Consider the following 24,891-nt stretch of genomic DNA (forward strand, 5'->3'; position numbering starts at 1 on the left):
CTCGCCCATGGCTGGCATCCATATCGGCATCTCGGGCTGGCGTTATGCGCCGTGGCGAGGCGACTTCTATCCCAAGGGGCTGACGCAGAAGAAGGAGCTGCGTTTCGCGTCCCGGGCGGTCAGCAGCATCGAGATCAACGGCTCGTTCTATTCGCTGCAAACGCCCGAACGCTATGCCGACTGGTACGCCGATACGCCGAAGGGCTTCGTCTTCAGCGTCAAGGGACCGCGCTACATCACCCATGTGCGCAGGCTGCGCGAGGTCGACGGGGCGCTGGCCAACTTCTTCGCCTCGGGCATCTTTCGGCTCAAGGAAAAGTTGGGGCCGATCCTCTGGCAGTTCCCACCGTCGTTCAAGTTCGATCCCGCGTTGTTCGAAGCCTTTCTGCGCCAGCTGCCCCACGACACCGAAGCGGCGCTGGCGATTGCCAGAGACTGCGAGCCACGCATGGAGGGCCGCAGCTACCTGTCCGTAGACCGCAAGCGGCGCATGCGCCACGCCGTGGAGATCCGCAACGCCAGCTTCGTCGATCCGGCATTCGTCGAGCTTCTGCGCAAGTACCAGGTAGCGCTGGTAGTGGCTGATACCGCCGGCAAATGGCCGCATCACGAAGACCTCACCAGCGACTTCGTCTACATCCGCCTGCATGGTGCCGAGGAGCTCTACACCAGTGGCTACACCGACGCCGCGCTGGATGAATGGCGCCGCCGGATCGAATCCTGGAACGCCGGCAGCCAGCCCGACGACGCACGGCTGATCAGCTCGAAGAAGCCGCGACGGCGAGCCTCGCGCCAGGTGTACTGCTACTTCGACAACGACGTGAAGGTCCGTGCGCCGTACGACGCACGCCAACTGCTGCATCGGCTCGGCCTGGATGAGCATCTGCAGGTCAGCCCCGGAAAACTGGAAGGAGCTATCGATTGACTCTGGATAAAGACCACCCGATCGCAAGCGCCGACCTCGACGCGCACATGGCTACGGCGGTCAATGCCGTCCGCATTCTCACGGTGAACACCCACAAGGGCTTCACCGCCTTCAATCGGCGATTCATCTTGCCGGAGCTGCGCGAAGCGGTCCGCAGCGTCTCGGCCGACGTCGTGTTCTTGCAGGAAGTGCTGGGTACGCACGAAAAGCACGCCTTGCGCTTTCATAACTGGCCGCAGACCCCGCAGTACGAATTTCTTGCCGACAGCATCTGGACCGATTTTGCCTACGGGCGCAACGCGGTCTATCCGGACGGCGACCACGGCAATGCCCTGCTGTCGAAGTTTCCGATTATCCGTTACGAGAACCTCGATATCTCCATAGCCGGCCCCGAGCGGCGTGGCCTGCTGCACAGCGTGCTGCAGGTGCCGGGGCACGAGGAGTTCCATGCGATCTGCGTGCATCTGGGCCTGCGCGAATCGCATCGCCAGCAGCAGCTGGAACTGCTCTGCAACCTGCTCGACTCGCTGCCCGAGGGTGCGCCAGTGGTGGTCGCGGGTGACTTCAATGACTGGCGATTGAAGGCCACGCGCACGCTCGATCGCTGCGCCGGGTTGCACGAGGTCTTCGCCGTTTCCCAGGGCAAGGTCGCCAAGACATTCCCGGCGCGCTGGCCGATGCTGCGCCTGGATCGCATCTATGTGCGCAATGCCAGCAGTCACAAACCGCGAATACTCGGTAACAAACCCTGGACGCACTTGTCCGATCATCTGCCCCTGGCGGTGGAGATACACCTATGAGTTACCACTGGAGAGACGGTAATCGCCTTCAGTTGCTGGAAAATGGCGAAGAGTTCTTTCCCCGCGTGTTCGATGTCATCGCACAGGCCAAGAAAGAGGTCCTGCTGGAAACCTTCATCCTGTTTCAGGACAAGGTCGGTGCCGAGTTGCAGCAGGCGCTGATCGCCGCGGCGAACAACGGCGCCAGCGTCGACGTGACAGTCGACGGTTACGGCTCGGCCGATCTGCACGGCGAGTTCGTCAGCGCGATGACGCGGGTTGGCGTGCGCATTCACATGTTCGATCCGGGCAAGCGTCTGCTTGGCCGCCGACTGAACGTGTTCCGCCGCATGCACCGCAAGATCGTGGTGGTCGATGGCGAAGTCGCCTTCATCGGCGGGATCAACTTCTCGGCCGATCACCTGGCTGACTTCGGCCCGGCCGCCAAGCAGGACTACGCGCTGCAGGTCGAAGGCCCGGTGGTGCGGGATATCCATCATTTCGCCCTCAGCCAGATCGCGCCGAACAAACCGCCGCAGCATCGCTGGTGGCGACGCCGCGTGCGGCAGCAGACGCCCGGCTATGGCGGCGTCAGTCGTGGCGAAGCGCGAGCATTGTTCGTCACCCGCGACAATGACCAGCATCGCAACGACATCGAACAGCATTACCTGCAGGCGATTCGAGATGCTCGCTCCAGGTTGTTGATTGCAAACGCCTATTTCTTCCCCGGTTATCGCGTATTACGGGAGATCCGCAATGCCGCGCGGCGTGGCGTGCGGGTGCGGCTGATCCTCCAGGGCGAACCGGACATGCCGATCGCCAAGTTCGGCGCGCGCATGCTCTACAACTACCTGATGCGTGACGGCGTGGAGATTCACGAATACTGCCGGCGCCCGCTGCATGGCAAGGTGGCGCTGGCCGACTATGAATGGTCGACGGTGGGTTCGAGCAATCTCGACCCGCTGAGCCTGTCGCTGAATCTGGAAGCCAACCTGATCATCCGCGACCACGTGTTCAACCGGCACCTGCACGAGCGGCTCGATCACCTGCTGCAGACCGACTGCCGACGCATCCCGCTGGAACGGATCATCCGTGGCTTCTGGTGGCGCGCGCCGCTGGCATTTCTGATCTTCCATTTCCTGCGGCATTTCCCCGGTCTGGTGGACCTGTTCCCCAAACACAAGCCACGTCTGGAGCTGCTCGATGCAGATGCGCCTCCCGCCCCCATACAGCGAGAACAACGATGAGCCACACGACCCACGGCGAGGCGAAAGGCGGCTGGCGTCGGCGCTGGCCATTGATCAAGAGGATTCTCACGTACGTCTTCTTTATCCTGGTCGCAGGGCTGTTGATTGGGCTGGCCCGCAACCTCGACTGGCAGGAGGTCTACAGCACCCTGCGCAACTACCGCGCCGAAACGCTGTGGATGGCAGGCGCGGCTGCGCTAGGTAGCTACGTCGTCTATTGCTTCTTCGACGTGCTCGGCAAGCGTTACGCGCGCCATGACCTGCCGTTGCGGCAGATCCTGCCGGTCACCTTTGTCTGTTATGCCTTCAACCTCAACCTCAGCGCCTGGGTCGGTGGCATCGCCCTGCGCTTTCGTCTCTATTCGCGCCTCGGCCTGCGCCCATCGCAGATCACCAGGGTGTTCACCCTGAGCCTGCTCACCAACTGGCTGGGCTACATGTGGCTGGCCGGATTGATCTTCGTCATGGGCTGGATCACGCCGCCGGCCAACTGGGAAATCGGCTTCACCGCGCTGCGCGTGCTAGGCGCCGGATTGTTGCTGGCGTGCGTCGTCTACCTTGGGCTCTGTGGCTTTTCCAAACGGCGTTCCTGGACTATTCGCGGTCACGAGATCCACCTGCCGTCACTGCGCCTGGCATTGATTCAGCTGGTCCTCGGCGCGGCGAACTGGTCACTGATGGCGCTGGTGGTGTACTTCATGCTGTCCAGGCAGGCGGCCTATCCCGAGGTGCTGGGCATTCTGATGATCAGCAGCATCGCCGGCGTGGTAACCCATATTCCCGCGGGGCTCGGCGTGATCGAGGCCGTATTCGTGGCCATGCTCGCCGACGAGATGAGCAAGGGAGCCATCGTCGCCGGGCTGATCGGCTATCGGGTGATCTACTTTCTGATCCCCCTGCTGTTCGCCACCCTTGTCTACGTGGTACTCGAGGCGCGGGCGAAGAAGCTGCGCAAAAGCAACCAGGGCACAGAGCAGCCGGCGGCTACCCAGGAGACGAGCTGAGTCCTGGGACGGCTGCAGCTCCCGCCCCCACAAGGGGCGACGCTGCAGCCTCGCCATCAGACCAGTCGGCAGCCCGCTCCACGACAGGGTTGATCACGGCACTCGCTGGAGTGGTCTTGACCGCGACATTCAGCGACTCAAGCAAACCCACAAAGCGCAGTGACCAGATGCCCCGCTTCCCTGCCGCCCTCCAGTAAAAAAAACGCCGCTCAGGTTGCCCCGAACGGCGCTTGTCATCGCTATAGCCTTCAGACCTGCGGTCGCATTACCAGCACGCCCAGTGGCGGCAGGGTCAGCGACAGCGAAACCTTCTCGCCGTGACTCTCCACCGGCTCGGCCAGCATGCCGCCGCCGTTGCCGGTGTTGGAGCCGCCGTAGCATTCGGCGTCGCTGTTGAACACCTCCAGCCACCTGGCATCCACCGGCACACCGATGCGATAGCCCTCGCGCACCACCGGGGTGAAGTTGCCGATCACCAGCAGCGGATGACCGGTCGAACTCTTGCGCAGCCAGGCGAACACGCTGTTCGCCCGATCGTCGCCGATCAGCCACTGGAAACCGCGGGGGTCACTGTCCAGTTCATGCAGCGCCGGCTCCTGGCTGTACAGCCGATTCAGATCGCGCACGAGGTTCTGCACGCCGCGGTGATCGGCTTCTTCGAGCAGGTGCCAATCCAGCTCGCGGTCATGATTCCATTCACGCCACTGGCCGAACTCGCTGCCCATGAACAGCAGTTTCTTGCCTGGATGCGTCCACATGAACGACAGGTAGGCGCGTAGGTTGGCGAACTTCTGCCAGCGATCGCCCGGCATCTTGTCGATCAGCGAGCCCTTGCCGTGGACCACCTCGTCGTGGGAGATCGGCAGCACGAAATGCTCGGAATAGGCGTAGACCATGCCGAAGGTCAGCTTGTCGTGGTGATACTGGCGGTGGATCGGGTCTTCCTGGATGTACTTGAGCGTGTCGTGCATCCAGCCCATGTTCCATTTGTAGGAAAAGCCTAGCCCGCCTTCGCTGGTCGGCTTGCTGACCCCGGGGAACGCGGTGGACTCCTCGGCGATCACCAGCGCGCCCGGCGTTTCCGTGGCCACCACGTCGTTCAGGTGACGGACGAAGTCTATCGCCTCGAGGTTCTCGCGCCCGCCGTGACGGTTGGGAATCCACTCGCCCTCGTTGCGCGAGTAGTCGCGGTAGAGCATCGAGGCCACTGCGTCGACGCGTAGCGCATCGACGTGGAACTCACGCAGCCAATGCAGCGCCGAGGCCAGCATGAAGCCGTGCACCTCAGTACGGCCGAGGTTGTAGATGTAGGTGTCCCAGTCCTGATGGAAGCCCTCGAACGGGTGCGCGTATTCGTACAGCGCGGTGCCGTCGAACTCGCCGAGGCCATGGGCATCGGTCGGGAAATGCGCCGGTACCCAGTCGAGAATCACGCCGATGCCGGCGTTGTGGCAGGCATCGACGAACTCGGCGAAGTCATGGGCATTGCCATAGCGGGCGCTGGGGGCGAACTGCGAGAGCAACTGGTAACCCCAGGAGCCGCCGAACGGGTGCTCCATGATCGGCATCAGCTCGATATGGGTGAAGCCCATGTCTACCACGTAGGGGATCAGCCGCTCGGCCAGCTCATGCCAGTTGTACAGCCGGCCGTTATCGCCACCCTCACGTCGCCAGGAACCCGCATGCAGCTCATAGATGCTCATCGGCGCGTTGAGTGACTGGCGCGAGGCGCGCTGCTGGATCCAGGCCTGGTCCTTCCACTGGTAATCCAGCGGCCGCGCGATGACCGAGGCGGTGCCCGGCGGAAGCTCGGTGGCCAGGGCAACCGGGTCGGCCTTCAGCGGCACGATGCCGTTGGGGCCGAGAATCTCGTACTTGTAGGTGTCGCCGGGCTGCAGGCGCGGAATGAACAGCTCCCATACGCCGGACGGAAAGCGCAGCCGCATCGGGTGTCGGCGTCCGTCCCAGCCATTGAAGCTGCCGACCACCGAGACGCGCCGGGCGTTGGGCGCCCAGACAGCGAAACGCACGCCCTGTACGCCGTCCACCTCGATCACCTGGGAGCCGAACACCCGGCCGATCTGCCGATGGTTGCCCTCGGAGAACAGGTGCATGTCCAGCTCGCCGAGCTGTGGGCCGAAACTGTAGGGATCTTCGGTGATCTGTTCCCCGCCCGCCCAGCGAATCTTCAGCAGGTAGGGCTGCCGATGGGCCAGTCGAGTGAAGAAGAAACCCGGTGCCTGCCCTTGCTCCATCACCGCCAGCAACTGCTGGTCCCGGTCGAGCAGCTCCACACCGAGCGCGTTGGGCAGGTAAGCCCGTACCACCATTCCATCGCCGTCCGGGTGCGGTCCGAGCACGGCGAAGGGATTGCCATGTTCGGCTCGTACCAGGGCGTCCACATCGGTATCGCTGGGCATCAGGGTCTCCCCTGGCGTGGTCAGAACCGGGCGATCAATCATTGGAACCTCCATCGAAAAGCTGTTGTGCCAAGGCCAGCAGTCCCTGTAGCGGGACGGGCAACCAGGCCGGGCGGTTCTCCGCTTCGTAAACGATCTCGTACGCGCATTTCTCCAGGCTGAACAGCAGCAGTGCAGCATTCGCGCCATCCTGCTCCTGCCAGGCATGTGGCAGCTCCCGGGTGGCATCGCGGTACGCATCGAGGAAGGCTTGTTGTGCGCTGCGCTGGTAGCTCGCGGCAATGCGCTGGCGAGCCTGATCTGCCTCCGGCGTGCTGTCGCTGACCTGTGCACCACGAATGGTCATGGCCGCGGCGTATTCGAACGAGCGCAGCAAGCCTGAGACATCCTTGAACGGGCTGTGTTTCGCTCGCCGTTCGTCCAGCGAACGGGCCGGCTCGCCCTCGAAGTCGATGAAATACGCATCGCCCTGCACCACCAAAACCTGCCCGAGGTGCAGGTCGCCATGCACGCGGGTGCGCACGCCCCCCACCGATCTAGCCGCCAGACGTTTCACTTGTGCGAGCAGCTGGTCGCGGCGCTGGAGCAGCTGCCCCACCGCGGCGGCATCCCTGCGCTCGAGAGTGGAACGGTGTTCGTCGATCCGCTGCAGTGCCTGCTCGAGCTGGGCGCTGATGCTCTGCGCCCACTGCTCGACGTTCGCCGGGCTGGTGATTTCGTAGGCAAATGCGGCATCGTCGGTGTCGGCTGCCAGGGCCATGTGCATCTCGCCCAGACGCTGCCCGAGCAGCCGGTTGAAGGCCTGCAACTCGTCGAGGGCACTGAACTGGTTCTCGTGCATCGATACACCGCCGGCGATTTCGTCGCGTACGGCGCGGTCGAGGTTGTTCAGCGTCCAGACCCAGGCGTCACCCTGGCTGTCGAGGAAGTGCTGGATCACCATCAGCGCCACCGGCTCGCCCTGCTTGTTGATCCGGCTGACATGCCCGAGCATGCCGGAAATATGTGCGAAACCGCGCGCGGTGAGGAACCCGCCCATTTCCAGTTCAGGGTGAATCCCCGCAGCGACGCGACGCAGCAGCTTGATCATCACCTTGTTGTCGATGATCGCTGAGCTGTTGGATTGTTCGGCGGAGATGAAGCGTACCTCCGGGTGCTCCGGCAACTGCAGCTCGTCCAGCTGCGGCATCGGTACGAAGCGGATCTCGCCATCGTTGCAGGGCAGCACCAGCTCGTCGCGCAGCCCCTGGATGACCGCTGCGCTGAACTGTTCCAGCGCGAAGGCATCGGTCATGAGTCCGACCTGCGGCCCACGGCGCACGCGGGCCAGCGCCAGCTGTTGCGGCAGTGCGGTGCCAAAGTCCGCCTCGTCGAGGAAGCCCAGCGGCAACTGATAGAGATCGCTGCGCCCGGCCGATTCGACACAGAGTTCGCTCAAAAGCACCGGCCGGTTGGGATCGCCGAACGGCACGCAGTAGTTGATGCGAATCGCCTCGATCGCCACGTCCTTTGCAGCGAACCAGCGACGCTTGGGCAAGTAGGCGGGTAACGACTCGGTCTCCAGAATCCGCCGGTTGCCGCTGGTGAGCGTGTCCAGGCGCTTGAGCACCAGGGTCCGGAAGTCCGGCATGGTGTCCACCGGTTCCTGGTGCCAGCTCGGCATCTGATTGGTGGGCGCCAACTGGAACCAGTAGAAGCCGTAAGGCGGCAGGGTCAGCAGGTACGGCAGTTGGCCGATGGGCGGGAAGGCACTGCCGCCGACCATCTCCACCGGCACCATGCCGGCGTATTGCGACATTTCCAGCTCCGCCGCCTGGGCCGAACGCGAAACGTTGGCGACGCAGAAGATGATCTCGGTTTCGCCATTCGGCCCGGTGAATTCGCGCAGATAGGCCAGGATGCGCCGGTTGCTCGGCGCCAGCATCTTCAGCGTGCCGCGGCCGAAGGCCTTGAACTGCTTGCGAATGGTGAGCATCCGCCGTGTCCAGTTCAGCAGCGAATGCGGGTCGCGCTGCTGCGCCTCCACGTTGATGGTGTAGTAGCCGTAGAGCGGGTCCATCACCGGCGGCAGCACCAGATTCGGCGGGTCGGCGCGGGAGAAACCGCCGTTGCGGTCCACCGACCACTGCATGGGGGTGCGCACCCCATCGCGATCGCCGAGGAAGATGTTGTCACCCATGCCGATCTCGTCACCGTAGTAGATCACCGGCGTGCCGGGCATGGAGAGCAGCAGGCTGTTGAGCAGTTCGATGCGGCGACGGTCGCGTTCGAGCAGCGGTGCCAGGCGACGACGGATGCCGAGGTTGATGCGTGCCCGCTTGTCCGAGGCGTAGTAGTTCCAGAGGTAGTCACGCTCGCGGTCGGTGACCATCTCCAGCGTCAACTCATCGTGGTTGCGCAGGAAGATCGCCCACTGGCAGTTGTCCGGGATGTCCGGCGTCTGCCGCAGGATGTCGGTGATCGGGAAGCGGTCTTCCTGGGCGATGGCCATGTACATGCGCGGCATCAGCGGGAAGTGGAACGCCATGTGGCATTCGTCGCCAGGGCCGCCGTCTTCGCCGCCGAAGTACAGCTGGGTATCCTCCGGCCACTGGTTGGCCTCGGCCAGCAACATGCGATCGGGATAGTTGGCGTCGATCTCGGCGCGGATGGCCTTGAGCACCGCGTGGGTCTCGGGCAGGTTTTCGTTGTTGGTGCCGTCACGCTCGACCAGGTAGGGAATCGCGTCCAGGCGCAGGCCGTCGATGCCCATGTCCAGCCAGAAGCGCATGACGGCCAGTACCGCCTTCATCACCTGCGGGTTGTCGAAATTCAGATCCGGCTGGTGGGAATAGAAGCGGTGCCAGAAGTACTGCTTGGCCACCGGATCCCAGGTCCAGTTGGACTTCTCGGTGTCGAGAAAGATGATCCGCGTGCCCTGGTATTTGTCGTCAGTGTCGGACCAGACGTAGAAATTGCGCGCCGCCGAGCCCTTCTTCGCCTTGCGTGCGCGCTGGAACCAGGGGTGCTGGTCCGAGGTGTGGTTGATGACCAGCTCGGTGATCACACGCAGCCCGCGCTTGTGCGCTTCGGCGATGAAGCGCCGGGCATCGGCCATGTTGCCGTACTCCGGATGCACACCGCGGTAGTCGGCGATGTCGTAGCCGTCATCGCGCCGCGGCGAGGGATAGAACGGCAACAGCCAAATGGTGTTCACGCCCAGATCGGCGATGTAGTCCAGCTTGTCGATCAGCCCGACGAAGTCGCCAACGCCATCGTTGTTGGAGTCGTAGAAGGATTTCAGGTGCACCTGGTACACCACCGCGTCCTTGTACCAGAGCGGATCCTTGATGAATGCGGCCGGTTTGCGCGGTTTTGCCATGTTCTTCATTCCTGTCGTGGTGAAGGGCCGCAGTCGTTCGCAGCCCGGGCAACGACGAAACTGCGTCTGGAACCAACATCAACAGATCAATGCAACCTGTTGATTTTTAGTAGATTCCAGCTACATCCAAGAAACTACTTGAGGTCAGGGTCCGGCCGCTGGGAAGTCAGGCGCCAGATTCCGAATGGCAGATGCCACGGCTCGATACGCATCCACTGGGTCTTGCCATACCAGGTCCAGCGATGCCCGTTCATCAGGTCCTCGCCCTGGGTATGCGCGTCGTCCGGCAGGCCGAGCTCCCACAACGGCAGTTCGAAATGCGCTTCCTGCGCGTTGTGCGGATCGAGGCTGATGGCCACCAGGATGAAATTGGACAGGTCCGGCGAGCGCTTGCCGAAGTAGAGGATGTTGTCGTTCCACGCCAGGTAGGGCTTGAAACCCAGGTGCGTCTGCAGCGCCGGATTCTGCCGGCGGATGCGGTTGAGCTGGGCGATCTCGGCCACGATGTTGCCCGGCGCCTGATAGTTGCGCGGCCGGATCTGATACTTCTCCGAATCCAGGTACTCCTCCTTCCCCGGAATCGCCGCCGACTCGCACAGCTCGAAGCCCGAGTACATGCCCCACAGCCCCGAGCCCATGGTTGCCAGTGCCGCGCGGATCAGAAAACCGGCGCGACCGGAGTCCTGCAGGAAGAATGGGTTGATGTCCGGTGTATTGACGAAGAAGTTCGGCCGGTAGCAGTCGCGCAGCGGAGGCTCGTTCAGCTCGCTGAAGTACTCGGAAAGCTCCGCCTTGGTATTGCGCCAAGTGAAATAGGTATAGCTCTGGCTGAAGCCGACCTTGCCGAGGCGCGCCATCATGCCCGGGCGGGTGAAGGCCTCGGAGAGGAACATCACGTCGCGGTCGCGCTCGCGTATATCGGCGATCAGCCACTCCCAGAACGGCAACGGCTTGGTGTGTGGGTTGTCGACGCGAAAGATCTTCACGCCCTGCTCCACCCAGTGCCAGACCACGTCACGTAGCGCGATCCAGAGGTCGGGCATGGCGTCTTTGGCGTAGAAGTCGACGTTGACGATGTCCTGGTATTTCTTCGGTGGGTTCTCGGCGTACTTGATGGTGCCGTCCGGGCGCCAGGAGAACCAGCCCGGATGCTCCTTGAGCCAGGGGTGGTCCTGGGAGCACTGGATGGCGAAGTCCAGAGCGATCTCCAGGCCGTGCTCGCGGGCCGCGGCCACCAGTTCGCGGAAATCGTCCAGCGTGCCCAGCTGCGGGTGGATAGCGTCGTGACCACCCTCCTCGCTGCCGATGGCATAGGGGCTGCCCGGGTCGTTCGGGCCGGCTTGCAGGCTGTTGTTCGGACCCTTGCGGTGCTGGCGCCCGATGGGGTGGATCGGCGGGAAGTACAGCACGTCGAAGCCCATGTCGCGGATCGCTGGCAGACGCTTGTGCACGTCGCGGAAGGTGCCGTGTCGATTGGGGTCATCGGTCTCCGAGCGCGGGAACAGCTCGTACCAGCTGGCGAACTGGGCCAGCGGACGTTCGACATCCAGCGGATAGACCGGGCTGCGACTGCAGTGCTCGCGCGGGTCGGCCGCGGCCATGGCTGCAGCGGTTTCCGCCGCCAGCAACAGCGACACGCGTTCGTCTTCCAGGTGCGCCGAGCCCAGCCGGTGCAGCAGGTCGTCGAGAATCGCGCGGTTCTCGCCCTGGGCGCGCGCTACGGCCTTCTCCAGCAGCAGCCGGCCCTCTTCCAGCTCCAGCTGAACCGGCACGCCGGCGGTGTGCTTCTTCGACAGCTCGTAGCGATAGCTTTCGAACACGTCCCACCAGGCCTCGATGACGAACTCGTGTTCGGCCACCTGAGTCGGGGTGAACTGGCCTTGCCAGTTGTCGTTGCCGAGCAGCTTCAATCGCGCGCGGCGCCAGTTGCTCTCGCCTTTCTCGCGCCAACAGACGGCGGCGGCCAGCTGGTCGTGCCCATCGGCGAAGATCCGGCTGGTCACCATCACCGGCTGGCCGATGATCGCCTTGGCGGCAAAACGACCGTCATCCACCACCGGCAAGGTGGATTCGATGGCGATGCGCGGCATCTGCAAGGCTTGTTCGAGTCGAGGGTGAATCGTCGCGTTGGGCTGTGCATCGCTCATCGAACGGGCTCCTGAGGCGCAAGGGTTCGGATTGCCCGAGCCGCCTCTGGATGCGTCATCGTGCGGTTCGGGTGCCGACCCGCGGATGGCGGTTTTTGTCGGCTCTATCTTCCGAGCCGAGGGGCTGGGGAAAGTTCAGCGTTTTCCGGCCGCCAGGCAACCCGTCCGGCGGCCGGTCGACCGGCCCGCAGGAGCGACTGCAGCCGGCTGTCGCCGGGCGCTGGAGAGCCGACGTCTGGCCGGAACCGCTGCCCTGTGGCGCCCATCAATGAAGAACGTTCAGCACTGTCGCAAACCCCAGAAAAGGAGGAGGACGACCATGACGCATGCACGCCCCGATGTGCCACAGCCCGACCCGATCGTGCACGACCAGCCGGGCGACGTGCCGCAGGTACCCTGCGCCGACGAGCTGGACGAGCACAAACCCGGCTCCCCCTATGGCAACCCGACGGTGGTGGATGCCGATAGCGCGCAGCCGGCCTGAGCGCTACTCGCCAAAGACCAGCAGGGGGTTGTAGCCGCTTCTGGCATAGACGCCCTCGTCGGCCAGCATCAGGTCCAGCGGCAGGCTGGCAAGATCGTCGGCGACCGGGTCGGCGCGGCCCTGCAGTTGCCGCAGCACGATCTTCAGGTAGCTTTCGCAGGCACCGCAGGCTTCCGCCTGCACCGGCAGGAACGGCTCGCCCTGCTCATCGTCCAGCCCCAGATAGAGCAGCTGCCCACCCGTCTCGCAGTTGCTGCACTTGACCCGCTCCAGGTGCCATTCGGTCGCGCACAGCGCGCAATGCAGGAAGCGCACGCCGCTGCGATTTGGCTCGTTGTGCACCACGCTCGCCACCGGCGGCGATCCGCAGCACGGGCACAAGGCACGGGCCTCGGCCAGCGGCTGCGCAGGGGCGCGCGGCAAACCGGCCGCCAGGCGCACCCAGGCCACCTGCAACGCTGCGGCCACCAGCGGCATCAGCCCGCGGGTCTCGGCGCTGCCGGCGCGCTGTTCCAATACATCCTCGGCGATCGACTGCAGTGCATCGGCATTCGCGTCACGCAGGGCTTGCAGCAGCGGTCTCTGTCGCTCACCGACGTGCAGCGCCAGCGCATCGAGGATTGCGCGCAGATCACCCTGCCAGTCCAGATCGCGGCGCAACGCACGAAAGCCCAGCGGCGGCATTCGATGCTCCAATGCCTGATCGAAGGCATCCGGCGCCGGACGCCAGGACGGTTCGCGTCCACTCAGGACCTGATGCTGGGCCTGCGCCAGGCGCGCCATGAAGTCGAGAAACTCGTCCAGCGCCGGCACCATGATCATCAGCTCGCGCAGGCGCAGCGCACGGCGGCTGAACAACTGGTCGTCCGGCAGGACTACCTGCGGCGGTTCCATGATGGTGGTGGGTGCGCTGCCGAATTCGTGGCTCGCGGGGCCGCGTTTTCCTTTCATGCTCGATTCCCTTGTTGGTCAGTCATCTTCGGTTTCTGGACGCCGCGGCATCGCCGGGCTCGCGATGGGGCAAGGCCGTCTCTTCGCCACGCTTGTCGCCGGCCATGACCTCGTCGTACCAGAGCTTGTGGTGATGCCGAGCCCAGGCCGGGCTGACCCGGCCCTGGGTCATCGCGCGGATCGAACCCTTGACCCAGATGGCCGAGTAGACGTGGATGATCAGCGTGAGGATGGCGACGAAGGCCGTCAGCGCGTGGATCAATGCCGCCCAGCGCAGCGCCCAGATCGGTATTTCACTGGCCACCCAGGGCCGCCAGAGCACCACACCGGTTACCAGCAGCACTGGTACCGTGGCCAGGAACACCCAGTACACCAGCTTCTGCCCGGCGTTGTTCTGCCCCACCGGCGGAAGGCGCTCGTCCCGGTTGGACAACACGTCGCCGATCTGCCGCGCCCATTGCACGTCATGGCGGCGGAACAGATTGGCGCGAAAGAAACGCACCGCCTGGATCAGGAAGAACAGCGTCATGAACACACCGATGTACGGGTGCACGATGCGCGTCGGCTCCGGCCCGCCGAACAGCGCGGTGAGGCCGAAGAACGCCGGGTAGAACAGCGCCAGTCCGCTCAGGGTGAGCAGCACGAAACAGATCGCGACGATCCAGTGATTGGCCCGCGCCCAGGGGCCATAGCGCAGGATGCCCTTGCGTACGTTGGAATGACTCATGGCCGCCGCTCCTCGTCACGCAGATCCTGTTCACGGTCCGCCGCGGCGTTTTCCGCTTCGGGATCGTCCTCCGGTTCTTCCTTCGGTCCCTTGGTCATGTAGTGGAAGAAGCCGGCCAGCACCGAGACGCCCAGTACCGCGGACATGATCGGCTTGGTCACGCCCTTCCACAGCTCCACCGTCGGGCTGATATGCGGGTCCCTCGGCAGGCCGCTGTAGATCTCCGGCTTGTCGGCGTGCTGCAGCACATAGATCACGTGGGTGCCGCCGACACCCGCCGGGTCGTAGATGCCGGCGTTCTCGTAGCCACGTTCGTTGAGTTTGCCGACCCGGTGCGCGCCGTAGTCGAGCATCTGCTCCTTGGTGCCGAACTGGATCGAGCCGGTCGGGCAGCTCTTCACGCAGGCCGGCTCCAGACCGTGATAGACGCGGTCGGAGCAGAGCGTGCACTTGTAGGCCTTGTTGTCCTTCTTCGAGATGCGCGGGATGTTGAAGGGGCACCCGGCCACGCAATAGCCGCAGCCGATGCAGTGCTCGGAATTGAAGTCGACGATGCCGTTGGCGTACTGCACGATGGCACCGGGCGACGGGCAGGCCTTCAGGCAGCCCGGCTCGGCGCAGTGCATGCAGTTGTCCTTGCGGATCAGCCACTCCAGGTCGCCCTCCTCGTTCTCGTACTCGGAAAAGCGCATGACCTCGAACGACGACGGGGTCAGGTCCTGCGGGGCATTGTAGGTGCCGTCGCATTCGCCGACCTCGTCGCGCAGGTCGTTCCATTCCATGCACGCCACCTGGCAGGCCTTGCAGCCGATGCACACCGACACGTCGATCAGCTTGGTCACCTTCTCCACGCCGCCGGAGCGGATCTGCGGCGAAGGCTCGGTGGTCGCCGAACGCGCGATGATGTTCTGCAGGTTGATCTGGTCACCTCGCATCAGGCGTCTCCTATAGCTTCTCGACGTTCACCAGGAACGACTTGAATTCCGGGGTCTGGGTGTTGCCGTCGCCCACGAAGGGGGTCAGCGTGTTGGTCAGGTGAGCCTTTCTCGCCACGCCGGTGAAGCCCCAGTGGATCGGGATACCGACCTGATGCACGGTGCGCCCGTCCACCTGCAGCGGACGCAGGCGCTTGGTCACCACCGCCACCGCATCGATATGCCCGCGCTTGGAGCGCACCCGCACCTTTTCCCCCGCGGCGATGCCCAGCTCGCCAGCCAGCACCTCGCCGATCTCGACGAACTTTTCCGGCTGGACGATGGCGTTGAGCAGCACGTGGGTCGTCCAGTAGTGGAAGTGTTCGGTGAGGCGGTAGGTGGTCGCCGCATACGGAAACTCTTCGTAGGTGCCGAAGGTATGTCGATCTTCGGCGAAGATGCGCGCAACCGGGTTGTGATAGGCCAGCGGGTTGTCCGGATGCAGCGGGTTGTTCGGAATCGGCGATTCCAGCGGCTCGTAGTGCTCGGGGAACGGCCCCTCGCCCAGCCACTCGCTGGCGAAGAAGTGCCCGGTGCCGCTCTCGGTGAGGATGAACGGCTTGACGTCGTCTTCCGGCGGCGCGGCCACCGGGTAGTCCGGCACGTCGGCACCGACCCAGCGTTCGCCGTTCCACCACACCAGCGCACGGTTCGGGTCCCACGGCGTGCCGTCGGGACGGGCCGACGCGCGGTTGTAGAGAATCCGCCGGTTCAGCGGCCAGGCCCAGGCCCAGCCGAGGGTGACGCCGATGTCGTACGGGTCGGAGTTGTCGCGCCGGTCCATCATGTTGCCCTGCTCGGTCCAGGAACCGGAGTAGATCCAGCAACCGCAGGAGGTCGAGCCGTCGGCACGCAGCTCTCCGAAATCGTTGAGCAGCTCGCCCTTGCGGCGGATGATCCGCCCCTGGTCATCGATGTCCGCCAGCGCGCGGCCGTTGTATTCCTTGGCCAGCTCCGACGCGGCGGGATGCGCCGGGTCGCTGTAGTCCCAGGTCAGGTTGAGGATCGGCTCGGGGAAGGCTCCGCCCTCCTGCTGGTAGAGCTTCTGCAGGCGGTGGAACAATCCGGCGAGAATCGCCGTGTCGGTCTTCGCCTCGCCGGGCGGCGGTGCCGCCTGGTGGTGCCACTGCAGCCAGCGCGAGCTGTTGGTGATCGAGCCGTCGTCCTCGGCGAAGGTGGTGGTCGGCAGGCGGAACACCGCGGTCTGGATCTGGCTCGGGTCGACGTCGTTGAACTCGCCATGGTTCTTCCAGAACTCGCCGGTCTCGGTGGCCAATGGATCCATGACCACCAGCCACTTGAGCTTCGATAGCCCATCCAGCACCTTCGCCTTGTTCGGGAAGGCCGCGAGGATGTTGAAGCCCTGGCAGAAGGCGCCGGTCATCTTGCCCTTGGTCATGTCGTTGACCGCATAGAGCACGTCGTACAGCGGCTCGGAGAGCTTCGGCAACCAGTCGTAGCACCAGTTGTTCTCGGCGCTGGCGGCATCACCGTAGAACGCCTTCATCATGCTGACGAAGAACCGCTCGTAGTGCTTCCAGTACGACACCTGATTGGGCAGCAACGGCTTGCGGATCTTCTCGCGGATGTAGTCCTCGTAGCGCTGGGCGCCAGCCGCCGGCAGCGTCATGTAGCCCGGCAGCAGATTGGACAGCAGGCCGATGTCGGTCAGCCCCTGGATGTTGGAATGCCCGCGCAACGCATTGACCCCGCCGCCGGGCATGCCCATGTTGCCCAGCAGCAGCTGGACCATGGCGCCGGTGCGGATCATCTGCGCGCCAATGGAGTGCTGCGTCCAGCCCAGGGCATAGAGGATGGTCATGGTCTTGTCCGGCGCCGCGCTCTGCGCCAGCAAGTCCCAGAGCTGCAGGACCTTGGCCTGCGGCATGCCGCAGACGCGCTCGACCATCTCCACCGTGTAGCGGCTGTAGTGCTGGCGCATCAGCTGGAACACGCAGCGCGGGTGCTGCAGTGTCTCGTCGCGGCGGACGAAGCCCTGCTCGTCGAGGTCGAAGTTCCAGGTGGACTTGTCGTACTGGTGGCGCTCCTCGTCGTAGCCGGTGAACAGCCCGTCGTTGAACTCGAAGCCTTCGCGCACCAGGTGCGCCGCGTCGGTGTAATGCAGCACGTATTCGTGGGCGTAGCGGTCATTCTCGATCAGGTAGCTGATCAGCCCGCCAAGGAAGACGATATCGGTCCCGGTACGGATCCAGGCGTGGTAGTCCGCCACCGCCGTGGTGCGGTTGTAGCGCGGGTCAATGGAAATCAGGATCGCATCGCTGCGCTCCTTGGCCTGCATGACCCAGCGGAAGCCCACCGGATGCGCCTCGGCCGAGTTCCCGCCCATGGACAGGACAATATTGGCATTGCGGATGTCGACCCAGCTGTTGGTCATGGCACCGCGACCGAATGAAGGGGCAAGACCTGCCACCGTCGGTCCGTGTCAGACGCGCGCCTGGTTGTCGAGTTTGAGAATGCCCAGCGCCCGAGTGATCTTCTGCGTCAGGTAGGCCGTCTCGTTGGTGCACGCCGAGGCCGCCACCATGGAGGTGGTCATCCAGCGGTTGACCAGCTGTCCCTGGTCATCGTGGGTCTCGAAGTTGCGGTCGCGGTCGTCCTTCATCAGGCGGGCGATGCGGTCGAGCGCCTCGTCCCAGCTGATGCGCTTCCACTCATCCGTGCCCGGCTCGCGCACCTGCGGGTAGCGCACCCGAGAATCGCTCCTGATGAAGTCGAGCACACCGGCGCCCCGCGGGCATAGCGAGCCGCGGCTGACCGGATGGTCCGGATCGCCCTCGACATGGAAGATGTGGTCATGGCTGTTGATCGCGCCGTCACCGCGCGCGTACAGCAACATGCCGCAACCGACCGAGCAGTATGTGCATATGTTGCGGGTGACCTTGGCGCCGGTGAGCTTGAAATGCCGCACCGAGGCCAGCGCCTCCTCCGGGGCGAAGCCCATCATCGCCATGCTGGAAGCGCCCAAGCCGGCAGCGCCGAACTTGAGAAACTGCCGCCGGGATACTCGTACCGTCATCGGTATCTCCTTTCATGAATGCTCGGCCACACTGGTAAAGGGTCGACTGGCTGCGGTTGGCAGAGGTTCAGGCGGGATGACGGGCGGCTCTACCGCCGGGGGTGCAAGGTGGTCGAAATGCGCTGCGTCCCGTCGGAAGCGTGACTGCGAGGATGCACAAGGGGCCGCTTAGCGGCCCTCGCGCAACCGCTCGAGCAGCTCCCGTCCCAGCCGCTGGCGGGTGTTGCCGTAGTCGGCCCAGGGGTCGTCGCTGCGCGTACTCAGGTAGTCGCGGACGTTGCCCAGCCGCCACTGATCGGCGCCTTCCAGGTGGCGCACCTCTTCCAGGCTCACCGGCAGCGACACGCCAAGGCCGGGCCGCGCCCGCACCGAGTAGGCGGCGACGGTACTGGCGCCCTTCTGGTTGCGCAGGTAGTCGACGAAAATGCGCCCGACACGATTCTGCGGGCCCATCTTGTCGACGATCAGCTGCGGCGACTCCCGCGCCAGCCGCTCCGTCACCGAGCGCGCGAAGCTGCGCGCGCAATCCCAGTCGTGGCGCCGCTCGATCGGCACCACCACATGCATCCCGCGCCCGCCGCTGGTCTTGAGGAAGGCGCGCAACCCCAGCTCGTCCAGCAGCGCCAGGGTCAGCTCGGTAGCCTCGACCATGCTCGCCCAGGGCAGTGCCGGGTCCGGATCCAGATCGAAGATCACCCGGTCCGGTCGCTCGATGCGGTCGCTGCGGGCGTTCCAGGTATGGAATTCGACGCTGCCCATCTGCACAGCCTCGATGACGGCGGTGATGTTGTCGGCCTGGATCAACCGGGCGTGCTCGGGATCGAGGTTTTTCGGCAGCGCGCGCATGTGCGGCATCTTCAACCGGCCGCAATGACGCTGGAAGAAGCTCTCGCCGCCGATACCTTCCGGCGCACGGACGATGGAAAGCGGTCGCCCGGCGAGCTGTGGCACCAGCCAGTCCGCCACCGCCAGGTAATACTCTGCCAGCGCCAGCTTGGTGGTGCCGCTGGCCTCGTCGATCACCCGCTGATGGCTGCTGATGCCGACACCGCCTACCAGTGGGCGAGCGCTGTCCGTTCGCGCGGCCATGCCTCAGCTGGCCTTCTTGCTGGATTTGCTGCTCGCCGCCGGTGCCTTGCGTGTGCGTGACGAGCTGGACGACTTGCTGGTCTTGGCCTTGCTCGCAGGCTTGGATTTGGCTGGCGCCTTTTCCGGCGCATCGTCCTCTTCGTCCGCCTCGGCGGCGCGCGCCTTGCCCGGCTTGGCAGCCAGGCTGCGCTTGAGCAGCTCGGTGAGGTCGATGACATCCGCCGAGCGGCGATCCACCGCCTCTTCCGGCCCGCCCACGGCTTCCAGCTTGCCTTCGCGCGCCTTCTTCTCCACCAGGTCCATGATCTGGTCCTGGAAGGTGTCCTTGTACTGCTCCGGCTTCCACTTCTCGGTCATGTCTTCCACCAGACGCTTGGCCATGTCCAGTTCGCGCTCGGCCAGGTCCGGATCGAGCGCTTCGTCCTTCAGTTCGAGGTACTCGACGCCGCGCACCTCGTCGGCCCAGCGCAGGGTGTTCATCACCAGCGCCTTGCCCAGCGGCATCACCACCGCCAGATGCTGCTTGTTGCGCAGCACCACGTTGGCGATGCCGACCTTGCCGGTCTGGATCAGCGTCTCGCGCAAGAGCGCGTAGACCTTTTCCCCGCGCCGGTCCGGGGTCAGGTAGTACGGCGTGTCGATGTAGAGAAAGGAGATGTCCTTGGCGTCGACGAAGGCGACGATGTCCACGGTCTGCGTGGCCTTGGGATGCGCCGCCTTGATCTCGTCGTCGCTGATGACCACGTAGTGGCCCTTCTCGTACTCGACGCCCTTGACGATGTTCTCGCTGTCGATGTCCTCGCCGGTGGTCTTGTTGATGCGCTTGTAACCGACCCGATCCATGCTGCGCTTGTCCAGCCAGTCGAAATCGATGCCCTGCCGTGTAGTGGCCGGCACCAGCGCCACCGGGATGTGTACCAGTCCGAAACTGACCGCGCCTTTCCAGATCGTGCGTGGCATACCCTGTACTCCTTCGTAGGTGCCGGCGTGCGGTCAGCCGTTGACCACGGTGCCGCCGTTGACGTGAATCACCTGCCCACTGACATAGGACGCATCGCTGCTGGCCAGGTAGACGTAGGCCGGCGCCACCTCTTCAGGCTGGCCGGGCCGTTTCATCGGCACGTTGGAGCCGAATTCGGCGACCTTGTCGGCATCGAAGGTGGAGGGAATCAGGGGCGTCCAGATCGGTCCCGGCGCCACCGAGTTCACCCGGATGCCTCGCTCGGCCAGGCTCATGGCCAGGGCGCGGGTGAAGGCGACGATGGCGCCCTTGGTGGAGGAATAGTCGATCAGCATCGGGTTGCCCTTGTAGGCGGTCACCGAGCTGGTGTTGATGATCGAGGCGCCTTCCTGCAGGTGCGGCAACGCCACCTGGGTCAGCTGGAACATGCCGAACACGTTGGTACGGAAGGTCTGCTCCCACTGCTCCGGTGGGATGTCCTCGAAACGATCGCGGGGATGCTGCTCGGCAGCATTGTTGACCAGGATGTCTAGCTTGCCGAACTGCGCCAGCGTCTCGTCGACGACCTTGCGGCAGACATCGCGGTCGGCCACGTCACCGGCGAAGGTCAGGCAGCGCCGGCCGTGTTGCTCGACGTCCTTGCGTGTCTGCTCGGCATCCTGGTGTTGGTCGAGGTAGAGGATGGCCACGTCGGCACCTTCGCGGGCGAACAGCACCGCCACCGAGCGGCCGATACCACTGTCGCCACCGGTGATGATGGCGACCTTGCCGGCGAGCTTGCCGGCCGCCTTGTAGTCCTCCCCGCGATATTGCGGCCGCGGGTTCATCAGCCCTTCCTTGCCGGGTTCTGCCTGCTTCTGTGGGGGGAGGGTCTGATTGTCATCGGCCATGGAAAATCCTCCGTCAAGGTAGTGAGCCTGTCTTCGGAGGACTGGAACGGCGCGCGAAAAGTTTCTGCGGGGCGATGAGAGGGCCCGGCCACGGGGCCCTCGCGGATCAGGAAAGCGTCAGGACGACACGACCACGCGGGATGCCGCTTTCGACGTAACGATGGGCCTCGATGGCCTGCTCGAAAGGAAACTGCCGGTCGACCTGCGGACGCACCAGGCGGTCGACAGTCAGTTGGTTGATGTGTTGCAGCGCGCGTTCGAGGGCCTCGCGGTTCTGCTCGATCCCGAGTTCCGGCTGCCCGGTGAAGTCGCACAGGCAATGCAGGAAAAACTTGAAGTTCTTCTTGAAGGCCGCGCAGACCGGCAGCGCGGTCTCGTTGCCGCCGTTCATGCCATAGAGGATCAGCTTGCCCAGCGGCGCCATGACATCGCCGAGCAGCTTCATCTGCGAGCCGCCACAGGCATCCAGTACCACCTCGACACCGCGCCCTTCGGTCAGCTTCTGCAGGCGACCGACCAGGTCTTCTTCCTCGGTGACGATCACCGTCTCGGCACCCAGTTCACGCAGGTAGTCACGGTCCTCGCTGGTGTCACAGGTGGCGATCACCCGCCCGCCCAGCGCCTTGGCCAGCTGCACGGCAGCCGGGCCGGTGCAATGCGCGGCCTGGTTGATCAGCACGTACTGACCGGGCTCCAGCTGAGCCAGTTCGACCAGGGCGAAATAGCTCACCAGCATCGGCGTATAGTGGATCGCCGCCTCGCTGGCGCTGAGCATGTCCGGGTAATGCACCAGGGCCTGCTGAGGCAGCAGCGCGTGTTCGGCATACAGCGGGTACTGATTGAGATCGTGGGCGGGGAAACCCGCCACCTGGTCGCCGACGCTGAAGCCCTGGACGCCCTCGCCCACCGCCAGCACCTCGCCCGCCACCTCGCTGCCGAGCCCGGCGGGCAGACGCGCATGGCGCGGCGCCAGGTCCTGCCGCCAGAGCACGTCGTTCCAGCTCACGCCGACGGCGCGCACGCCGATCAGGACCTCGCCCGGGCCGGCAACCGGCACCGCGCGCTCTTCCTGACGCAATACGTCGGCCGGGCCGAACTGATGAAAACGGATGATGCGGGACATTGCGACCCCTCGCTTACTACTGTGCAAACGGACTCTATCGTCAGTATCGTCACAACTCCAGTGAACGGCGTGGATTCCCATTGATAGTTCCCATGCGCAGTAATGATGGAACTACGTATGTATGCTTGCCGGCGCATTGCAGCTTTGTGCATTTCGAAAGCGGGATCGGGCATGCGCTCGTCTGCGCAAGCTGTCTAGAATGCAGCGACCCACCGAACCGGACCGCGGTCCGGCCACCAGGCTCGACGTGAACCAGGCATGAATCGCAACGACCTTCGCCGTGTTGACCTCAATCTGCTGATCGTCTTCGAAACGCTGATGCACGAGCGCAGCGTGACCCGTGCCGCCGAGAAGCTCTTTCTCGGCCAGCCGGCGATCAGCGCCGCGCTGGCACGCTTGCGCACCCTGTTCGACGACCCGCTATTCGTGCGCACTGGCCGCAGCATGGAACCCACCGCCCGCGCGCTGGAGATCGCCCAGCTGTTGTCGCCGGCACTGGACTCGATCTCCACCGCCGTCAGCCGCGCCTCCACTTTCGACCCGGCCACCAGCACTCAGGTGTTTCGCATTGGCCTGACCGACGAGGTGGAGTTCGCCCTGCTGCCGCCTCTGCTGCGCCGTCTGCGCGCCGAGGCACCGGACGTGGTGCTGGTGGTGCGCCGCGCCAACTATCTATTGATGCCCGGCCTGCTGGCATCCGGCGAGATCTCGGTAGGCGTCTGCTACACCGAGGAGCTGCCGGCCAACGCCAAGCGCAAGGTACTGCGCCGGCCCAAGCCGATGCTGCTGCGCGCCGACAGCATTCCCGGCCGACTGAGCATGGAGGACTACTGCAGCCGCCCCCATGCCATGGTCTCCTTTGCCGGCGATCTCAACGGTTATATCGACGAGGAACTCGCCCTGCACGGCTGCAAGCGCAAGGTGGTGCTGGCGGTGCCGCAGTTCAACGGCCTGGCCAGCCTGCTCGCCGGCACGGATATCATCGCCACCGTCCCGGATTACGCCGCGGCCGCGCTGGCGGCTAACGGTGGTGTGCGCGCCGAGCCCTTGCCCTTTCAGACCAGCCAGGACTTCGAGCTGTCCATGGCCTGGCGCGGCGCCCCGGACAACGACCCCGCCGAGCGTTGGCTGCGCTCGCGCATCCAGATGTTCGTCGGCGACCCGGATAGTCTGTAGGGTGGAAAACGGCGGTGCCTTTTACACGCGTATGCCGCCCCACGCACACCGCCTCGTCATTCCAGTGCCCCGCCCCAGCAGCTCCTTTTGGCAGTCCCGTAGGGTGGGCTTCGGCCCACCAAGCGTTCCCAGACATCAAGGCCCGTTGGTGGGCTAAAGCCCACCCTACGAATCCCCTCTCGAGGGTCCATACCTGACGCAACGGCACCAACACCTCTCACGACGTCCTCGCCTCGCGCTGATATCGAATGCCCAACCATCACCGCCAATGATATTCACCTTTGGCCCGTTCGATTTCTGCTGAACGGCTTGACCACGCAGACTCCTGCCATCAACAAATCCGACTTGCGGAGTCAAGCATGGAACGTTCGCTCAACGCCTTGCGTTTTCCCCTTATTGCCCTGACGGTGCTGATCACCGCCGCCTGCGGCAAGGCACCGGAGGCCACCCAGTCGGGTACGCCGCCGCCTGCGGTCAGCGTGGCTGAAGTCATCGAGCAGCAGGTGACCGAGTGGGACGAGGTCACCGGGCGCCTGGAGGCACCGGAGTCGGTGGAAATCCGCCCGCGCGTTTCGGGCTTCATCGACAAGGTGGCTTTCGAGGAAGGTGCGCTGGTGAAAAAAGGCGATCTCTTGTTCCAGATCGACCCGCGCCCGTTCCAGGCCGAGGTCAAGCGTCTGCAGGCGCAGCTGCAACAGGCCCGCGCCACCCAGCAGCGCACGGCCGCCGAAGCCGAGCGCGGCGAGCGCCTGCGGCAGAAGAACGCGATTTCCGCCGAATTGGCCGATGCCCGTGTCAGCGCCGCCAGCGAAGCGAAATCCGCGGTCGCGGCGATCCAGGCGCAGCTGGACAAGGCCCAGCTGGACCTGTCCTTCACTCGCGTGACGGCGCCCATCGACGGCCGCGTCGGCCGCGCGCTGATCACCTCCGGCAACCTGGTCAATGCAGGCGAGGCCCTGCTGACCACGCTGGTCTCCACCGACAAGGTCTACGCCTACTTCGAAGCGGATGAACGTCTGTACCTGAAGTACCGCGAGTTGGCGCGCCAGGGCGACCGCGGCGAGGCGACCCCGGTCTATCTCGGCCTCTCGGACGAGGACGGCCACCCGCATCTGGGCCACATGGATTTCATGGACAACCAGGTCGACCCGCGTACCGGCACCATTCGCGGCCGCGCGGTGTTCGACAACCGCGACCGCAGCTTCACCCCCGGCCTGTATGCACGGCTGAAGCTGGTCGGCAGCCCGACCTACGAGGCGGTACTGATCAAGGACGTGGCGGTGGGCACTGACCTGGGCAAGAAGTTCGTCCTGGTACTGGCCGAGGACGGCACCGTTGCCTACCGGCCGGTCGAGCTCGGGCCCAAGCTCGAAGGGCTGCGCATCGTGCGCGATGGCCTGGCCAAGGGCGAGCGCATCGTGGTCAACGGCCTGCAGCGCGTACGCCCGGGTAGCCCGGTGCAGCCCGAGTCGGTGCCCATGGCCGACGCCGAGACGCTGGCGGCGCTGAAGCAGCAGAACCGTGCGATCAGCGAGGCGATGAAGCCGCAGGTCGACGAGCGCACCCTGGCCCAGCGCCCGAGCAGCTGACCGTCCG

18 protein-coding genes are annotated in these 24,891 nt (G+C 64.7%); 7 read left to right on the forward strand and 11 right to left on the reverse strand.

The genetic code is table 11. The features are described from left to right. Window positions 1–7: 7 nt before the first annotated feature. The 4 genes from HZR81_RS10735 to HZR81_RS10750 are packed head-to-tail and all read left to right on the forward strand — an operon-like array spanning window position 8 to window position 3,955. The gene (locus tag HZR81_RS10735; RefSeq protein ID WP_500128070.1) at window positions 8–925 is read left to right on the forward strand and encodes a DUF72 domain-containing protein; all 918 of its coding nucleotides are present in this window, start codon (window positions 8–10) and stop codon (window positions 923–925) included. Further along, the gene (locus HZR81_RS10740; RefSeq protein ID WP_063542259.1) at window positions 922–1,725 is read left to right on the forward strand and encodes an endonuclease/exonuclease/phosphatase family protein; all 804 of its coding nucleotides are present in this window, start codon (window positions 922–924) and stop codon (window positions 1,723–1,725) included. Before HZR81_RS10735 ends, HZR81_RS10740 begins: the two co-directional genes overlap by 4 nt. After that, window positions 1,722–2,951 (forward strand): cardiolipin synthase ClsB, encoded by a 1,230-nt coding sequence (gene clsB / locus HZR81_RS10745; protein WP_500128071.1) that lies wholly within the window; start codon window positions 1,722–1,724, stop codon window positions 2,949–2,951. The genes HZR81_RS10740 and clsB overlap by 4 nt, the downstream gene beginning before the upstream one ends. Then, the gene (locus HZR81_RS10750; protein WP_500128072.1) at window positions 2,948–3,955 is read left to right on the forward strand and encodes a lysylphosphatidylglycerol synthase domain-containing protein; all 1,008 of its coding nucleotides are present in this window, start codon (window positions 2,948–2,950) and stop codon (window positions 3,953–3,955) included. Before clsB ends, HZR81_RS10750 begins: the two co-directional genes overlap by 4 nt. A gap of 248 nt (window positions 3,956–4,203) precedes the next feature. On the opposite strand, the gene glgB is transcribed toward HZR81_RS10750, so the two are convergent. The 3 genes from glgB to HZR81_RS10765 all read right to left on the reverse strand — a co-directional run bounded on the left by glgB (window position 4,204) and on the right by HZR81_RS10765 (window position 11,883). After that, window positions 4,204–6,417 carry a 1,4-alpha-glucan branching protein GlgB gene (glgB, locus tag HZR81_RS10755; RefSeq protein ID WP_152481299.1) on the reverse strand — a complete coding sequence of 738 codons (2,214 nt, stop codon included), beginning with the start codon at window positions 6,415–6,417 and terminating at the stop codon, window positions 4,204–4,206. Next, window positions 6,410–9,736: a maltose alpha-D-glucosyltransferase gene (gene treS / locus HZR81_RS10760; RefSeq protein ID WP_125869288.1), complete on the reverse strand. Its 3,327-nt coding sequence runs from the start codon at window positions 9,734–9,736 to the stop codon at window positions 6,410–6,412. Before treS ends, glgB begins: the two co-directional genes overlap by 8 nt. A gap of 134 nt (window positions 9,737–9,870) precedes the next feature. Next, complete coding sequence (locus HZR81_RS10765; protein ID WP_500128073.1) at window positions 9,871–11,883, reverse strand: alpha-1,4-glucan--maltose-1-phosphate maltosyltransferase; 2,013 nt, start codon at window positions 11,881–11,883, stop codon at window positions 9,871–9,873. Window positions 11,884–12,202: 319 nt separating this feature from the next. On the opposite strand from HZR81_RS10765, the gene HZR81_RS10770 reads away from it, so the two are divergent. Then, a complete protein-coding gene (locus HZR81_RS10770; protein WP_500128074.1) occupies window positions 12,203–12,367 on the forward strand; it encodes a hypothetical protein in 165 nt (54 codons plus the stop codon). Between the two features lie 3 nt (window positions 12,368–12,370). Here the strand turns inward: HZR81_RS10770 and fdhE are convergent, their stop codons facing one another. The 8 genes from fdhE to HZR81_RS10810 all read right to left on the reverse strand — a co-directional run bounded on the left by fdhE (window position 12,371) and on the right by HZR81_RS10810 (window position 22,119). Beyond that, complete coding sequence (fdhE, locus tag HZR81_RS10775; protein ID WP_500128075.1) at window positions 12,371–13,318, reverse strand: formate dehydrogenase accessory protein FdhE; 948 nt, start codon at window positions 13,316–13,318, stop codon at window positions 12,371–12,373. 22 nt (window positions 13,319–13,340) lie between these two features. After that, on the reverse strand, window positions 13,341–14,045 hold the full coding sequence (locus HZR81_RS10780) for a formate dehydrogenase subunit gamma (protein ID WP_500128076.1): 705 nt from the start codon (window positions 14,043–14,045) through the stop codon (window positions 13,341–13,343). Next, entirely contained in the window at window positions 14,042–14,980 is a 939-nt protein-coding gene (gene fdxH / locus HZR81_RS10785) for a formate dehydrogenase subunit beta (protein WP_500128077.1), read from the reverse strand. The genes HZR81_RS10780 and fdxH overlap by 4 nt, the downstream gene beginning before the upstream one ends. 10 nt (window positions 14,981–14,990) lie before the next feature. Continuing rightward, a complete protein-coding gene (gene fdnG, locus HZR81_RS10790) occupies window positions 14,991–18,056 on the reverse strand; it encodes a formate dehydrogenase-N subunit alpha (protein ID WP_500128078.1) in 3,066 nt (1,021 codons plus the stop codon). 168 nt (window positions 18,057–18,224) lie between these two features. Further along, window positions 18,225–19,145 (reverse strand): non-homologous end-joining DNA ligase, encoded by a 921-nt coding sequence (gene ligD, locus HZR81_RS10795; protein ID WP_500128079.1) that lies wholly within the window; start codon window positions 19,143–19,145, stop codon window positions 18,225–18,227. A gap of 3 nt (window positions 19,146–19,148) precedes the next feature. Continuing rightward, window positions 19,149–20,105, reverse strand: coding sequence for a non-homologous end joining protein Ku (gene ku, locus HZR81_RS10800; protein WP_014596735.1), 957 nt, complete (start codon window positions 20,103–20,105; stop codon window positions 19,149–19,151). Window positions 20,106–20,138: 33 nt separating this feature from the next. Further along, on the reverse strand, window positions 20,139–20,996 hold the full coding sequence (locus tag HZR81_RS10805; RefSeq protein ID WP_011913295.1) for an SDR family oxidoreductase: 858 nt from the start codon (window positions 20,994–20,996) through the stop codon (window positions 20,139–20,141). A gap of 106 nt (window positions 20,997–21,102) precedes the next feature. After that, window positions 21,103–22,119: a zinc-dependent alcohol dehydrogenase family protein gene (locus tag HZR81_RS10810; protein ID WP_500128080.1), complete on the reverse strand. Its 1,017-nt coding sequence runs from the start codon at window positions 22,117–22,119 to the stop codon at window positions 21,103–21,105. A 258-nt stretch (window positions 22,120–22,377) separates the two neighbouring features. Between HZR81_RS10810 and HZR81_RS10815 the strand changes: the two genes are divergently transcribed. Next, the gene (locus HZR81_RS10815; protein WP_500128081.1) at window positions 22,378–23,295 is read left to right on the forward strand and encodes a LysR substrate-binding domain-containing protein; all 918 of its coding nucleotides are present in this window, start codon (window positions 22,378–22,380) and stop codon (window positions 23,293–23,295) included. Between the two features lie 359 nt (window positions 23,296–23,654). Further along, window positions 23,655–24,884, forward strand: a complete 1,230-nt coding sequence (gene mexE, locus HZR81_RS10820) for a multidrug efflux RND transporter periplasmic adaptor subunit MexE (protein ID WP_500128082.1) — start codon at window positions 23,655–23,657, stop codon at window positions 24,882–24,884. Window positions 24,885–24,891 lie beyond the last annotated feature (7 nt).

Source organism: Pseudomonas sp. LM13 (assembly GCF_041381355.1).
Taxonomy (GTDB): Bacteria; Pseudomonadota; Gammaproteobacteria; order Pseudomonadales; family Pseudomonadaceae; genus Stutzerimonas; species Stutzerimonas frequens.

Bases quoted from the DNA above. Each gene is read 5' to 3' on its own strand.
- HZR81_RS10735 (WP_500128070.1), top strand. From the start codon at position 8: ATGGCTGGCATCCATATCGGCATCTCGGGCTGGCGTTATGCGCCGTGG.
- clsB (WP_500128071.1), top strand. From the start codon at position 1,722: ATGAGTTACCACTGGAGAGACGGTAATCGCCTTCAGTTGCTGGAAAAT.
- HZR81_RS10750 (WP_500128072.1), top strand. From the start codon at position 2,948: ATGAGCCACACGACCCACGGCGAGGCGAAAGGCGGCTGGCGTCGGCGC.
- glgB (WP_152481299.1), bottom strand. From the start codon at position 6,417: ATGATTGATCGCCCGGTTCTGACCACGCCAGGGGAGACCCTGATGCCC.
- treS (WP_125869288.1), bottom strand. From the start codon at position 9,736: ATGGCAAAACCGCGCAAACCGGCCGCATTCATCAAGGATCCGCTCTGG.
- HZR81_RS10765 (WP_500128073.1), bottom strand. From the start codon at position 11,883: ATGAGCGATGCACAGCCCAACGCGACGATTCACCCTCGACTCGAACAA.
- HZR81_RS10770 (WP_500128074.1), top strand. From the start codon at position 12,203: ATGACGCATGCACGCCCCGATGTGCCACAGCCCGACCCGATCGTGCAC.
- fdhE (WP_500128075.1), bottom strand. From the start codon at position 13,318: ATGAAAGGAAAACGCGGCCCCGCGAGCCACGAATTCGGCAGCGCACCC.
- HZR81_RS10780 (WP_500128076.1), bottom strand. From the start codon at position 14,045: ATGAGTCATTCCAACGTACGCAAGGGCATCCTGCGCTATGGCCCCTGG.
- fdxH (WP_500128077.1), bottom strand. From the start codon at position 14,980: ATGCGAGGTGACCAGATCAACCTGCAGAACATCATCGCGCGTTCGGCG.
- ligD (WP_500128079.1), bottom strand. From the start codon at position 19,145: ATGGCCGCGCGAACGGACAGCGCTCGCCCACTGGTAGGCGGTGTCGGC.
- ku (WP_014596735.1), bottom strand. From the start codon at position 20,105: ATGCCACGCACGATCTGGAAAGGCGCGGTCAGTTTCGGACTGGTACAC.
- HZR81_RS10805 (WP_011913295.1), bottom strand. From the start codon at position 20,996: ATGGCCGATGACAATCAGACCCTCCCCCCACAGAAGCAGGCAGAACCC.
- HZR81_RS10810 (WP_500128080.1), bottom strand. From the start codon at position 22,119: ATGTCCCGCATCATCCGTTTTCATCAGTTCGGCCCGGCCGACGTATTG.
- HZR81_RS10815 (WP_500128081.1), top strand. From the start codon at position 22,378: ATGAATCGCAACGACCTTCGCCGTGTTGACCTCAATCTGCTGATCGTC.
- mexE (WP_500128082.1), top strand. From the start codon at position 23,655: ATGGAACGTTCGCTCAACGCCTTGCGTTTTCCCCTTATTGCCCTGACG.